This is a genomic window from Azospirillum agricola, assembly GCF_020005195.1.
Taxonomy (GTDB): domain Bacteria; phylum Pseudomonadota; class Alphaproteobacteria; order Azospirillales; family Azospirillaceae; genus Azospirillum; species Azospirillum agricola.
The window spans coordinates 280,880-293,008 of the sequence record NZ_JAIFZR010000001.1 but is presented as its reverse complement, the minus strand read 5'-3'; the positions used below and the strand labels follow the sequence as shown (position 1 = coordinate 293,008).

At 68.1% G+C, this 12,129-nt stretch carries 15 protein-coding genes, 1 tRNA gene and 1 pseudogene; 4 read left to right on the top strand and 13 right to left on the bottom strand.

Going from position 1 to position 12,129, the window contains the following annotated elements:
* Positions 1–140: 140 nt before the first annotated feature.
* Both JN22_RS01195 and JN22_RS01190 read right to left on the bottom strand, forming a co-directional pair.
* Positions 141–1,169, bottom strand: coding sequence for a FecR family protein (locus tag JN22_RS01195; protein ID WP_085552161.1), 1,029 nt, complete (start codon positions 1,167–1,169; stop codon positions 141–143).
* A 122-nt stretch (positions 1,170–1,291) separates the two neighbouring features.
* Positions 1,292–1,810 (bottom strand): RNA polymerase sigma factor, encoded by a 519-nt coding sequence (locus tag JN22_RS01190; protein ID WP_223677508.1) that lies wholly within the window; start codon positions 1,808–1,810, stop codon positions 1,292–1,294.
* A 307-nt stretch (positions 1,811–2,117) separates the two neighbouring features.
* On the opposite strand from JN22_RS01190, the gene modA reads away from it, so the two are divergent.
* The 3 genes from modA to JN22_RS01175 all read left to right on the top strand — a co-directional run bounded on the left by modA (position 2,118) and on the right by JN22_RS01175 (position 3,962).
* On the top strand, positions 2,118–2,909 hold the full coding sequence (gene modA / locus JN22_RS01185) for a molybdate ABC transporter substrate-binding protein (protein WP_143268089.1): 792 nt from the start codon (positions 2,118–2,120) through the stop codon (positions 2,907–2,909).
* Between the two features lie 80 nt (positions 2,910–2,989).
* Positions 2,990–3,748 carry an ABC transporter permease gene (locus JN22_RS01180; RefSeq protein ID WP_223677507.1) on the top strand — a complete coding sequence of 253 codons (759 nt, stop codon included), beginning with the start codon at positions 2,990–2,992 and terminating at the stop codon, positions 3,746–3,748.
* Between the two features lie 137 nt (positions 3,749–3,885).
* Positions 3,886–3,962, top strand: a tRNA-Arg gene (locus JN22_RS01175).
* A 170-nt stretch (positions 3,963–4,132) separates the two neighbouring features.
* Here the strand turns inward: JN22_RS01175 and JN22_RS34695 are convergent.
* A complete protein-coding gene (locus JN22_RS34695) occupies positions 4,133–4,258 on the bottom strand; it encodes a hypothetical protein (protein ID WP_263300700.1) in 126 nt (41 codons plus the stop codon).
* Between the two features lie 312 nt (positions 4,259–4,570).
* Between JN22_RS34695 and JN22_RS01170 the strand changes: the two genes are divergently transcribed.
* The gene (locus JN22_RS01170; protein ID WP_085552159.1) at positions 4,571–5,755 is read left to right on the top strand and encodes a LamG-like jellyroll fold domain-containing protein; all 1,185 of its coding nucleotides are present in this window, start codon (positions 4,571–4,573) and stop codon (positions 5,753–5,755) included.
* A 71-nt stretch (positions 5,756–5,826) separates the two neighbouring features.
* Here JN22_RS01170 and JN22_RS01165 read toward each other — a convergent pair whose 3' ends face one another.
* The 10 genes and pseudogenes from JN22_RS01165 to JN22_RS01120 all read right to left on the bottom strand — a co-directional run bounded on the left by JN22_RS01165 (position 5,827) and on the right by JN22_RS01120 (position 12,126).
* Positions 5,827–6,201 (bottom strand): hypothetical protein, encoded by a 375-nt coding sequence (locus tag JN22_RS01165; RefSeq protein ID WP_085552158.1) that lies wholly within the window; start codon positions 6,199–6,201, stop codon positions 5,827–5,829.
* Entirely contained in the window at positions 6,198–6,380 is a 183-nt protein-coding gene (locus JN22_RS01160; RefSeq protein WP_211099537.1) for a hypothetical protein, read from the bottom strand. Before JN22_RS01160 ends, JN22_RS01165 begins: the two co-directional genes overlap by 4 nt.
* Positions 6,381–6,424: 44 nt before the next feature.
* On the bottom strand, positions 6,425–6,616 hold the full coding sequence (locus JN22_RS01155) for a peptidoglycan-binding domain-containing protein (protein WP_223677534.1): 192 nt from the start codon (positions 6,614–6,616) through the stop codon (positions 6,425–6,427).
* An 18-nt stretch (positions 6,617–6,634) separates the two neighbouring features.
* Positions 6,635–7,114 (bottom strand): annotated as a pseudogene (locus JN22_RS01150) (lysozyme); the annotation flags it as partial.
* A gap of 51 nt (positions 7,115–7,165) precedes the next feature.
* Positions 7,166–7,336 (bottom strand): hypothetical protein, encoded by a 171-nt coding sequence (locus JN22_RS01145; RefSeq protein WP_179166008.1) that lies wholly within the window; start codon positions 7,334–7,336, stop codon positions 7,166–7,168.
* Positions 7,337–7,537: 201 nt separating this feature from the next.
* Positions 7,538–8,017, bottom strand: a complete 480-nt coding sequence (locus JN22_RS01140; protein ID WP_143268088.1) for a hypothetical protein — start codon at positions 8,015–8,017, stop codon at positions 7,538–7,540.
* 7 nt (positions 8,018–8,024) lie between these two features.
* On the bottom strand, positions 8,025–8,741 hold the full coding sequence (locus JN22_RS01135; protein ID WP_143268087.1) for a LamG domain-containing protein: 717 nt from the start codon (positions 8,739–8,741) through the stop codon (positions 8,025–8,027).
* A 9-nt stretch (positions 8,742–8,750) separates the two neighbouring features.
* Complete coding sequence (locus tag JN22_RS01130) at positions 8,751–9,749, bottom strand: hypothetical protein (protein ID WP_085552154.1); 999 nt, start codon at positions 9,747–9,749, stop codon at positions 8,751–8,753.
* Positions 9,749–10,612, bottom strand: a complete 864-nt coding sequence (locus JN22_RS01125; protein ID WP_085552153.1) for a hypothetical protein — start codon at positions 10,610–10,612, stop codon at positions 9,749–9,751. The genes JN22_RS01130 and JN22_RS01125 overlap by 1 nt, the downstream gene beginning before the upstream one ends.
* Positions 10,609–12,126, bottom strand: a complete 1,518-nt coding sequence (locus JN22_RS01120) for a hypothetical protein (RefSeq protein WP_085552152.1) — start codon at positions 12,124–12,126, stop codon at positions 10,609–10,611. The genes JN22_RS01125 and JN22_RS01120 overlap by 4 nt, the downstream gene beginning before the upstream one ends.
* Positions 12,127–12,129 lie beyond the last annotated feature (3 nt).

Below are 12,129 nucleotides of genomic sequence, written 5' to 3'. Positions count from 1 at the left end.
CAGGGCCGACGCGGTCGATCGCGACTGCGTCTCATTTGCCCTTTTTCCAACAAGACGATGGTCGCGGCGAAAACCCCGGGAAGTTTTTTGCGGTGCGCCGATTCTTTCTGGATGAGCGGTCGGAAGGGGCGGCGGAAGCCTCAGCGCAGCAGGGTCAGGTAGGGGGTGATGCGGGTGGCGCGGACGCCGATGCCACGCTCCAGCGCGTCGAACACCGCCGCCGGGCGGTCGAGGGAGAAGACGCCCGACACGACGCGGTCGGCGGCCTCGTCGTTCAGCAGCACGACCCGGCCGGGCCATTGCCGGTTCAAGGCGTCGATGACCGAGGCGAGCGGCTGCTGCCGGAACACCACCTGCCCGTTGCGCCACGCGAAGGCGACGCCGGGGTCGGCGGCGACCGGCGCCGACAGCCCGCCGGCCCCGGTTTCGACGCTCTGGCCGGGGTGGACTCGGACGGTGTCCTCCCAGCTGAAGCCGCCGTCGCCGCCCAGCGCCGCGACCTCGACCAGCCCCTCGCCGACGGTGACGGTGACGCGCCCGCCGTCGCGGCGGACGCTGAACTGGGTGCCGAGCACGCGGGCGGCGCCGGTTCCGGCATCGACGACGAAGGGGTGTTCCGGGTCGCGCGTGACCTGGAACCAGGCCTCGCCGCGCAGCAGCCGCACCCGCCGTTCGCCGCCCTGGAAGTCCAGCGCGATGGCGCTGTCGGTGTTCAGGTCGGCGCTGGAGCCGTCGGGGAGCCGGACCGCGCGATGCTCGCCGACCGCCGTGGCGTGGTCGGCGACGAGATTCTGGTAGGTCGCCGGTCCGCGCCACAGGCCCCAGCCGCCGACGGCGAGCAGCAGCGCCAGCGCCGCCGGGGCGAACCGGCGTGTCCGGAAGGATCGGAACCCGAAAGACCGTCGCGCACCAGTGGGCGCCGGGATGCCGTGCGCGGCGCGATGGGCGGCGCTCGCGGGGACCTTCAGCGAGTCCAGCAGGTCGCGCACCTCGCCCCAGGCGCGGGCTTGCGCCGGGCCGCGCGCCAGCCAGGCGGTGAAGGCGGTGCGCTCCGCCGCCGTGAGGTCGTCGGCCTGGAGACGGAAGAACCACGCGTTCGCCTCGGCGAACAGCGCGTCCTCGTCCTGATCCTGGTCCCGATCCTGCCGCTGTCTGTCCGTGTCGCTCATCGCCTGTTCCGCGCAAGCGCGTGTCCGCGCCCCTTCCGGTTTCTTTCCTTATCAAGACGATCGGGACAGGAAAATCCCTGAGATAATTCCGCCTCCGGAAAGCCGGTCTTCCGGGCCGGGGGCTACCGGGGCCGGGGAGGGCGCCCCTTCATGTGGCTCCGGCACTGCTCCAGCGCCTGGCGCAGGTGATACTCCACGGTGCGCGGCGAGATCTCCAGCCGCTCGGCGATCGCCCGGTAGGACAGCCCCTCCGCGTGGTAGAGCAGGAAGACGGCGCGGGTCTTGGGCGACAGCCCGTCGACGGCGCCGCGCAGGCGGGCCATGGTTTCGTTGCGTTCGACGACCGCGTCGGCGCCGGGGGCGGGGGAGGGGATGTCTTCGCCGGGCGCGCCGCCGTCGCGCCGCCGCCGCCGCCGCAGGACCCGGCAATGATCCAGCGCGATGCGGTCGGCGACCGTGAACAGCAGCCCGGCCGGGTTCTCGACCGCCTCGCCGTCGGGCATCCGGGCCAGACGGAGGAAGGCGTCCTGCGCCAGATCGCCCGCCACCTGGGGATCGCCGGTGCGGCGCGCGATGACCCGCTCCACATGCGTGCGGTGGCTGGTGAACAGCCCGGCGATCTTGTGCGCCCAGCTTGTCACGGACAGGGGCCGGGGCTGAAGGCGGCAGGGGAAGGGGCGTCGGTCACGGGACGGTCGGACGGTTTCGGGGAATGGGGCGGGAACAGGCTAAGGAGGCAGGAAGCGGGACCGGGGGCGGATGGGCGCCGAGGTCCCGGCCGACCGATATAGCGGCAATTTCCGTGCAATGCGAATCGTTCTTAGCGCGGGCGTGTGGGTCGGCCGGCGGCGGGCCGCCATCCGGTCCGGCTTGACCAAGGCATCGAAATATTGAATGAAATATAGCGTTGTCGGGCATCCCTGCCATCGTTGCGAAGGAAGCTGTCCCATGCGTCTGCAAGTCCTGCGATCGAAAGCTCTGCTCCTTGCGCTCGGCCTGTTCACCCTTGCCGTTCCCGCCATGGCGGCGGAGCTGCACGCCTATGTCGGCGCCGGCCTGCGTCCGCCGATCGATGCCCTGATCGCGGCGTTCGAGAAGGACAGCGGCATCGCCGTGCGCGCCGAATATGGCGGTTCCGGGCAGCTTCTCGCCCGTTTCGACGAGACGGGGACGGGTGATCTGTTCATTCCCGGCACGACCTTCTACACCGACAAGCTGAAGGAGCGCGGCGCCGTCGCCGACCTGAAGGTGCTGGTGGTGCATGGACCGGTGCTGGCGGTGACGCCGGGCAAGGCCGGGGTGATCCAATCCTTCGCCGACCTTGCCAAGCCGGGCCTGCGGCTGGGGCTGGGCGATCCGCGGGCGATGGCGCTCGGCCGCACGGCGGAGGAGATCCTCGACAAGTCCGGCCAGGGCGAGGCGATCCGCAAGAACGTCACGGTCCGTGCGGCGACGGTGAAGCAGCTTGCGCTGTATCTTCTGGATAGCAACGTCGACGCCGCCATCATCGGGGCGTCGGAGATCGCGCAGAATCCGGGCGCGCTCGCCGTCCGCTCCATTCCGTCGGACTGGTATCAGGCGGAATACGCGCCGGTGGCCGTCCTGACCACCAGCAGGGCCCCCGACGCGGCCCGGCGCTTCGCCGATTATCTGGCGTCCGCCGCCGGTCTGGCGGTGTTCGAACGTTTCGGCTTTCCGGCGGCTCCCCAGGACGTCACCCCGGGGGCTCCCAAGCCGTAGGGGCGCGGGGCTTGCCCTGTTCCGGCCCGTCCTCTTCCAGCCCGTCCTCTTCCGGTCTGTCCCGGTTCGAGCGGTTGGCCGTGCTGCCACTGGCGATCGTCGCCGTGACGGTTGCCGGCGTGCTGGGCGCGCTGGTCCTGCGTCTGCGCTGGGGGGAACTGGCGGCGGCCCTGTCCTCCGCCGAGACGCTGTTCGCCCTGCGCCTGTCGCTGCTGACCTCGGTGGCGGCCCTGGTGATCGCGCTGACGCTCGGTCTGCCCGCCGGCTATCTGATGGCGCGGCGGCGTTTTCCGGGGCGGGCGCTGCTCGACACGCTGCTCGACCTGCCGCTGGTCATGCCGCCGTTGGTCGCCGGGCTTGGGCTGCTGTTCCTGTTCGGACGCCCGATGCTGGGCGGGCCGCTGGGCGCGCTGGGAATCGAACTGCTGTTCTCGCCGGCCGGGGTGGTGCTGGCCCTGGCCTTCATCGCCACCATGGTGGTGCTGCGCAGCGCCATGGCGTCCTTCCAATCAGTCGATCCCGGCTATGGGGCGGCGGCGCGGACGCTTGGGGCGGGAGCCTGGGAGGTGTTCTGGAGGATCGACCTTCCGCTCGCCGGACGCGGCATCGCGGCGGGTGCGCTGCTGGCCTGGGCGCGGGCGCTGGGGGAGTTCGGTGCGACCTTGATCGTCGCGGGAGCCACGCGGTTGCGCACGGAGACCTTGCCGACAGCCGTCTTCCTCAACATCGCGACGGGGGAAACCGGCGTGGCGGTCGCCTGCGCCTTGCTGCTGTTGACGGTGGCCCTTGCGATTCTGCTGGCCGCGCGGGCGCTGGGCTGGCGGAAAGACGGGGTATGAGCATGTAATTTCCATAATACATCTTATGCATTTATTGGGATTCGATAACAAGCGTGGGCGTGGCGATTTGCAAAATCGGCAAGAAGGGCTGTTGCGTTGCTGGTTGGCTTGCGCTAAGGTCCGCCTCCGCAAGCAACGGACCCGTAGCTCAGCTGGATAGAGCGCTGCCCTCCGAAGGCAGAGGTCATGAGTTCGAATCTCGTCGGGTCCGCCATTTTCCCGCTTGCGCATCAATCACTTAGGCCAACGCTCTCCGGAAGCGTTTGCGCAACAGAGCGCAGAACGCTGCGGGAACGTGACATTCGATTGGCACGCGCTTGACACGTGGCTCGACCCCGCGTTCTTGTTTCTTCCCAATTCCGCGACTCGGCGAATCGCCCTGCCCTATTGCGTCGCGCCCTGCCCCACCTCCCTCACCGCCTGATCCGCCCGCACGATGATGTCCCGCGCGGCTGGCGGCACGATGTAGGCGACGGAGGGCGTCACCAGCGAGACGATGATCGACAGCACGTCGTCGGGGAGTCCCAGCCGAGTCCTTGACGCAGCGCCACGCCGAGCACGGCGACGGCGACGCCGGAGAGACCGCCGGCCCACACCTTGCGGGCCGGGATGAGAGAAGCCATTCGGAAAGCCATGTGCGTGCCCCTCCTGTGGGCATGGAAAAGCCCGCGACCGGGATGGCGCAGGCTGGGTATGGTCGATGGACGCATTAACGATTATGTATTGCAAATCATTGGTTTACAGGTCGTGTTCTCAGAAACATCATCATGAACGTACCAAGAACAAATAGGCTCTGGCTGTCCATCCAAGCAGAGGAAAGCCATGACCGTCCAGACCTTCAATCCGACCGACCTGCCGCAGTCCACCACCAATTGGGCCGTGGCCCAGCGCATCGTCGGTCCGTTCGCGCCGCACGCACAGAGCGCTCCTGACCTGACGGTGGCGCTTGATCGCGGCTTCCTACTGAACGGCGCCACGCTGACCGAGGTGGCGGCGCAGACTGTCGGCCCCCTGGCGCTGCCGGTCACCGGTTTCCGGGTCGACCGCATCGTGATCGACCGCAGCACCGGCGCCGCCTCGATGATCGTGGGCAGCGCCGGCTCAGCCACGCCGCCGGCTATTCCCACTGGCACGCTGCCGATCGCCCGCATCCTGCTGCACGCCGATACGCTGGAGATCACCAACGCCCTGGTGTATGATGAGCGGGCACTGTCCGACCTGTCGCCGACGCCGCCCGATGCGTCACAGATCCCCAACCTCGCCGAGTTCATTCGCGACACCGTCGCATCCTTCCTCGTCGCCGGGACGGGCATCACGCTCACCCACGACGATCCTGGCAACACGCTGACCATCTCGACCCTCCCCGTTGACCCTTATTGGCGCAGCACGGTGCTGTTGCTCCAGCCCCAGGCGGGCGACACACTGGCGTTCGATCGGACAGGCCTGCGCACGCTGACGCTCAATGGCAACGCCGCGATCACCAACGGTAGCCTCTGGGCCGGTTACGATGCCGTGACGCTGGGCGGCTCTGGCGACTATGTGTCGGCGCCCGACAGTGCGGATTGGAACATGGGGGCGGAGGCATTTACCATCGAGTGGGTTGGGCGTCTGGACACGGTGTCCGGCACCCAGGCCATGCTCGGGCAATGGACCGCTGGCAACCTGTCCAACAGCGCCTTCGAGCTTTTCACCACCGGTTCCAATCTGTTCTTTGATTTCGTGTCGGGAACCACCCGGACCCGGATCACCAGTCCCACGGCCGTGAGCGCCAACGCGACGCTCTACGTCGCCGTCACGGGCTCGGCGGCCGGCGGCCTGACCTTGTACCTCAACGGTGCGTCGGTCGGAACGGCCACGGCTTCCGGCCCGATGAACAACAGCACCGCGCCTCTCACGATCGGGTATGACGGGCAGAACTCCATGGATGGACTGACCTACGCAACACGCGTCACGAAAGGTATCGCCCGCAAGATCACAGCACTGTCGGCACCCTTCCCGATTGGGTGACAGTTCAAAGTCGATAACTGCCAGACCAGCCATGAAGAACCTCATGGCTGGCCTGGCGCCTCGGCGCTCAGTCAGAACGGCTGTGACGCGAGATCCTGGCCCTCACCGATGCCGGAGCCGGGGGCCAGCGGCTCGCAGGCGGTGCAGTTGGGGTCGTAGCCGTGGGCGCAGATGTGGGCGCCGCCGGCGGACGGCTCGGCGGCAGTCGGAGCCGAAGGTGTGGTCATGATGACCATCCCTTTGGCCGCCTCCCGCCCATGCTTCAGCCCGGCCTCGTAGCCGGTCAGAAAGAGGCTGTCGGCCTCGCCCCCGCAGACGGTGCAGCGGTAGCGCGGCGACAGCCTCGGGCGGTCCAGCCACTCGAACTGGTGCGGGCCGGGGTAGCCGTCCAGCTTGGCGCGATTGGCCTTGACCTGCTCCCTCAGGCCCTGTGCGTCGATGGTCATGCTGAGCGCTCCTTGATGATCTCGTGCAGCCGGGCGACCGCCGCAGCCGGATCCATGTGGCGCCAGGGGCGATCCTCCAGCACCGCGACCATCTCGGCCGGCGACAACCCTCCGCGCTCGGCCTGCGCCTCGTGCGGCGCGAGCAGGCTCCACGGAACCGACGCGGGTGTGCCGGGCACGGCTTTGTGTCGGCGGGCGCCCAGGACGGGAAAGGTCTCGGCCGTCATGCCGGCAGCCCCATCGCCTTGGCCGTCACCGGCCCGACCACGCCATCGGCAACCAGCTTGTGCGCCGCCTGCCACCGCGCCACGGCGGCATGGGTGGCCGGGCCATAGACGCCATCCACCTTGGTGCCGACGATCCGCTGGACGGCCCGGACGCGGTCCTCCTCCGGCCCCTCGGGTGCCGCGCCCATCTGCGCCTGCACGACCTGCCGCTGGAAAAGCGCCGCCTCCGCCGCACGTCGGGCGACGAGGCCGGGGAGCCGCGTCTTCACGCCGTCGACGGTGGCGTAGACCCAGCGGTCGAACTGGATCGCCGCCCCCTCGTAGTCCCGCGCGTTCAGTAGCTTGAGCAACGTCGAGCTGGCGAGGCTGCCGCTGCCGAGGTTGAACACGAAGGAGGCGAGCGCGCCGCGCTGGTCGGGGTTCAGCGCCACCGTGACCAGTTCGTCCACCTGTCCGGCGGCGGCGGTCAGGTCGGCGGACAGGAAGGCTTCCGCCTGGGCGGCGGTGATGACCTGCCCCATGGTGACCCCTGCGGTGTGGCCGTAGCCGATGGTTGGGACACCGGCCGGGCAGCGGTAGGCGGTCAGGTACAGGCCCTCGAAATGCTTCACCAGATCGACGGCGGCTGGGCAGACCGGCGTGATGGTGCGCGGGATCGCCGCGCCGTTGGGCGTGGTGGTGGGCATGATGGTCTCCGTGGTTCGGGAATTAAGCGTTACAGGCCGGCTGTAACGCGATTACCGGCGGTCGGCCGGCGGCAGACGGTAGAGCCCCGCGGACAGGCCCCGCTTGGCGTTGACGAGGAGGTGGCCGAGCAGCAGGAGGGCGGCGTCCTTGTTGCCGCCGCAGTCGGCGAGCGCCCGCTCCACCTCCTGCTCGGCTGGGTCGGTGTCGGTTGCATCAGACATAGGGAGTGCTCCGGATCGGGTTGTGCCGGACATGACGCGGGGGATTGGGCATGGGAGGATCAGGCATTGGTTGTTCCTCCGTGAGACTGCCTCGGGCGACCGCATTCCCCTGCCGGTCGCCCGTTTCTTTTGGAGGAGGCATGAAAAAGGCGCCTCACGGGCGCCGGGTCGGTCAGCTTGGGCTGGAGTGTTGTCGCGGGGTCAGGCCTGGATGGTCGCAGCCTCGCGGAACAGGTCGTCGATCTGTTCGTCGGTCAGGCCGAGCTGCGCGGCAACCGCCGTCAGCAGGGGGCCGGCCCGGACAAACTCGACGGCGTATTCCCAGGCCAGCCTTGCTTCGGCGTCGTCGGATGCCGTCATGGCCGCCTCGACAGCGGGCAGCAGGCCGGAGCGGTGCAGCACGGCGCGGGCCTGGAAGGCGCTCACGCTCGCGGGGACGGGCGGCGGTGGGGCCGGCTCAACCGACCACACTCGCGTCACCGCGTCCTCGCTGACCGTCACCGCTGGTCCGGACAGCCGCTCGCCGGGCCCCGGATCGGGCCGCGTGTCGGCAACCGGCAGCCACCGCAGTCCCTTTGCCGGAGCGAGGTCGGGCGGCTCGTCGACAAAATCCTGATACCGGTCAAAGCCGGCCTCGTTGCGGGCAATGGCCCCATCGGCAGTTACAAGCGCGTACAGCATGTCGTCCTCATAGGATCGGGAATGGTCCGTCGACCAACGCATTGGGGGCGGTCGAGCCGGAGATGCCACGGTTGTGTGCGGTCATGCGGATGGCACAAATTTCGGCAAACAGAGGAATGCCTAGGGTTCCAGTATCCAAGATACCAAAATACGGGATTGCCGCCCCATTCGTCATTCCGGTCGCGCCAGCAGCGGAGTTTACAAGGGTGCCGTTCTTGTAAAGCCGCAGATTCGTCCCGTCTCGTTGTTTGATGATATGAACATTTTGATTTACGACAAGTGTTCCAGCCGGGGCGTTGACCGCCAAACCTCCAGGATTGTACGTGGTGGTCTCGTAAGAGCCGGTCGTTCGCAAAACGTCCAGATACTCGGCAGCTCCCCCGTATCGCGCAAACGTCGCCTGATCCGCCGCGAGCGACGTGATCTTGCCGACCCACTCAAAGCAATAGTCGCCAGTGAATGTAAAATTCGATGTCGCGGCCCAGGCCAGCCAATAAGCGGGGTTTCCTGGGAAGGTCAGGCTCTTGTAGCCAGACCATACCGACGAGCCAAATGAAAACGCCGTTCCTGTAGTAATTACCTCGTTATTAGGGCCGTCATCGACCGGAACACCGTCAGACGCCATTGGCTGCACGATTGTGCGGGTATACGCGCGATAGGGATCTTGCCCGTTGGACGCTCGATCCGTCGAGCCGCCATACCCAACGCTCGAAAGCATCAACATGTCAGCACCTCACACATCGGCCGGAGCGTTGATGGAATAGTAGACCCGCACCTCAAGCAGCGACGACGAGACGGCAAGCGTGTCGGAGGCGTTGGCGGCGTCGCGGTAGATTTCCAGCAGGAGGGAGCAGCCCGACCCGGCCGTGCCGGCCGGCGTCACCACGCCGCTGATGGCTGAGATGTGGCGCTTGCCGGCACCCAAAAATGTGTCCGTCACCGTGACCGCCGTGCCCCACGCCGAATCGATGGTGTCGCCGTCCCGCTGCCACTGTGCCCGCGCGCCCATGACGGTGGCGCCCGAGCCCGAGGCGGCCTCCCAGACATACTGGACCATCAGGCCGGCGGAGAGGTTGGCCGATGGCGGCATTGGGATGGTGACTTGCCCGTAGAGGGCTGTCGCAGCGTCGAAAGTCAGGACGGGCTTCAAAATCTTGTTCGTGGCCGTCTCCGATGAGGAGCTGGTCGCACCGGAGGTGATGCGCGGCTTGATGGCGGAGGCCGGCAGCGGGATGACGTGCCATCCTTGGCCAATGGCGCCGATCAGGGACGGCGGGTAATCGCCGGCCAGGGGCGTGACGGCACCGACGCGCATGTTGAAGCCGCTCACCCCACCGGCCGGGCCGGTCTGCCCGCTGATTCCGACCTTCCAGCCGGCTGGAGTTCCGGAGCCGGCTGCGCTGCCCGCCGGCACGGTGATGACCAGCGCGCCCGTGGCGGCGTCATAGCTGGTGATGGGGCCGGTGATGCTATTGGCGGCGTTGGCGGCGTCGGTGGCAACCACCCACTGGCCAGGGGTAAAGCCCTTGCCCGGCTGGATCACCAGCGTCTTGGCACCGGTGCCGATGCTGACGTCGCTGGTGGCGGAGGTGGCGACCAGCGAGGCGCCGACCGCCGTCGCGCGCAACCCCATCTCGGCCAAGACATCGTCCCAGAATTGGTCCCAAATCTTGACGTACTCGAAGGGCTTGAAGTTGGCGAGCGTCCAGGACCGGCCGTTGAAGATGGCCATCAGATCAGCTCCTCGGCGTTGATCGCCCAGCCATAGCGGCGGGGCATGGTGGCGGTGGTGGTGGTGATGCCCACGGTCTCGGTCAGGGCGGCGTAGATCGTGCGCCGGAAGCGAACAGACGGGTCGTCGTCGGGGTCGTAGACCAGCAAGAAGTCGCCGCTCTTGCCGAGCTGGCGGTCGATCTCGAAGCCGGTCGCCATGGCGGCGGCCTCGGTCAGATGCTCGAAGGTCATCGACATCTCGCGGTAGCCCGGCAGCTTCCGGACGATTCGCCGGCCGCCGCGCGTGCGGCGCGCCGTGCTGGGATCGACCGGGCGGACCTTCACGCCGAATGCCATCGACAGCGTTGCCGCCTCGCCGGCCAGAAAGCGGCCAGCCTGGAAGTAGCCGGCCGGGTTCGTGGTGTCCGAGATGTACGTGAAGAGGTATTGGCCGTAGACGGTGGAGGGCGCGACGTGCAGGTCGACCGTCCCCGCCGGATACGCCGCGGTGTCGATGCCGTCGAAGGGGAAGGCGCCGAACGGCTGGGTGCCCCACACCTCGGTCGGCGTCCACATCGATTCCAGCCCCGTGTCATAGACCGGAGTGCCGGCGTTGTCCGGGTCGTTGGTGACGACGTGCCGGCGCTGGGCGATGGTGCTGCCGCTGTGATTGAGGATCGCGAACATGGAGAGCGGCACCAACCGGCCGAAGTCGAACCGCCACCACGTCGCCGCCTCGGCCGTGCTGGTCGAGCGGGCCAGCTCCATGACGTCCTGCGTCTGGAGGTTGGACAGAGCCAGACCGCCCGTGCCGACCCAGGACCCGCCGGAGACGGTTCCTACGTCGCTGGGCTTCTTCCAGAGGATATGCAGCGGCTTCATGCGGGTCCCATCACCGTCAGCTTGTGGGTTTCGTCATCGGCGTTGCGCTCGGCCTCCAGGACGAGGCCGCGCCAGCCGGCAGCCAGGCCGTAGCGGGCATCGGTCAGGCGCACGGTATGGCCGACTTCCAGGCCGGGCGTGAGGGGGACGAGCGCGTCGAACGCCTTGACCTTGGCGCCGTAAAGGGCCTGCCGGCGGTCGCGCTCGGTGACGGCGTCGGCCTCGCTGTCGAAGAGCGTCTTGGCCTCGTCCTCTGTCGCCAGGAGCGAAGCGGCAGCAGCCGCCGCATTGGTGCCGACGGTGGTCCAGCGGTATTCGGCCTGGAACGCCTCCCGGTCGGCCGCCGTGGTGGCGTTGTCCAACTCCTGTTCGGAGAAGGTGACGCTGAACGGCCGATAGCCGAGCTTGAGCGTCTTCTGGCGGCGCTCGACCGACCTGGGTGTCAAGTCGATGAGGTCGCGCTCCGGAAACTCGAAATCGGCGGTCGCGGCCGGGCCGTCGTAGCGCCCGAGCCCGAGCAGCCGATCCTCGCCGAATCCCCAGTAGGCGCCGACGCTTTCGGCCAACTCGTCGACGACGTCGCGCACCTGGGGGACGTTGGAGCCATCACACCAGTAGCCGAGGACGGCCGGTTGCAGGGTGTTCATCGCCGCGAAGGAGGAGCCGTCCAGGTCCGCATCCTCCAGCGTCGTCATGCTGGTGACGAGGTGTCGCACGAGGTCCGCGAAGCGATAGACCCAGGCGCCGGCAACCTTGATGCCCTCGGCATCGATGGTGAAGCGGCCGTTGGGCTTCGCGCCGAGCCGGATCAGCCCGACGGCCTTGGCCGTCGCCACCTGGGAGCCGGTCAGCGACACGGCGGCCAAGGCCGCGTAGGAGGCGTAATCCCCGACCGGAGCGCCGAAGGCGACGCCCTGGTCCCGCGCGGCGAGGAGGGCGCTGTAGCCCAGCGGATCGATCATGTAGATGTTGAGCACGGCGTTGATCAGAACCGGTTCGAACTGGCGGCGCCGGCCGATCAGCCAGGGCTTTTCCCGACCCTTCAGCGCGGCGGTGCCATCGATCCCGCCGGTCCCGCCGAACTGGCCACGCGACGCAGGGACGTCGAGCAGCACCAGCAGGTCGCGCAGCTCGATCTCCAGCACGTCGCCCGGCACCAGTTGCTCGGCCGCGCCGCTGAACAGCAGCACGAAGTCGGCCAGGGTTGGCCGCTCGACGGTGGTGTACAGGATCTCGATCCGCCGCCCGTCCCACTCCAGATCGGACAGCCAGTCGAGCCCACCGTCGTCGTTGGCCAGCGTCGCGTGACCGAAGCTGGTCTCGCTGTACCCGCCGATGGCCGCGCCCGAGAACAGGCTGCGCTTGACCGTCAACGGGGTCTCGATCCGCCGGACCCAATAGGTGTTCGATGGGCTGTCCGTCGGCTCGGTCGTGAAGCCGACGTCGGAGAAGTAGAGGGGCCGCACGGCGCCGAGGCTGGCGTCATACGGCTCCGCGCGGAGCAGGTAGGGCACGGC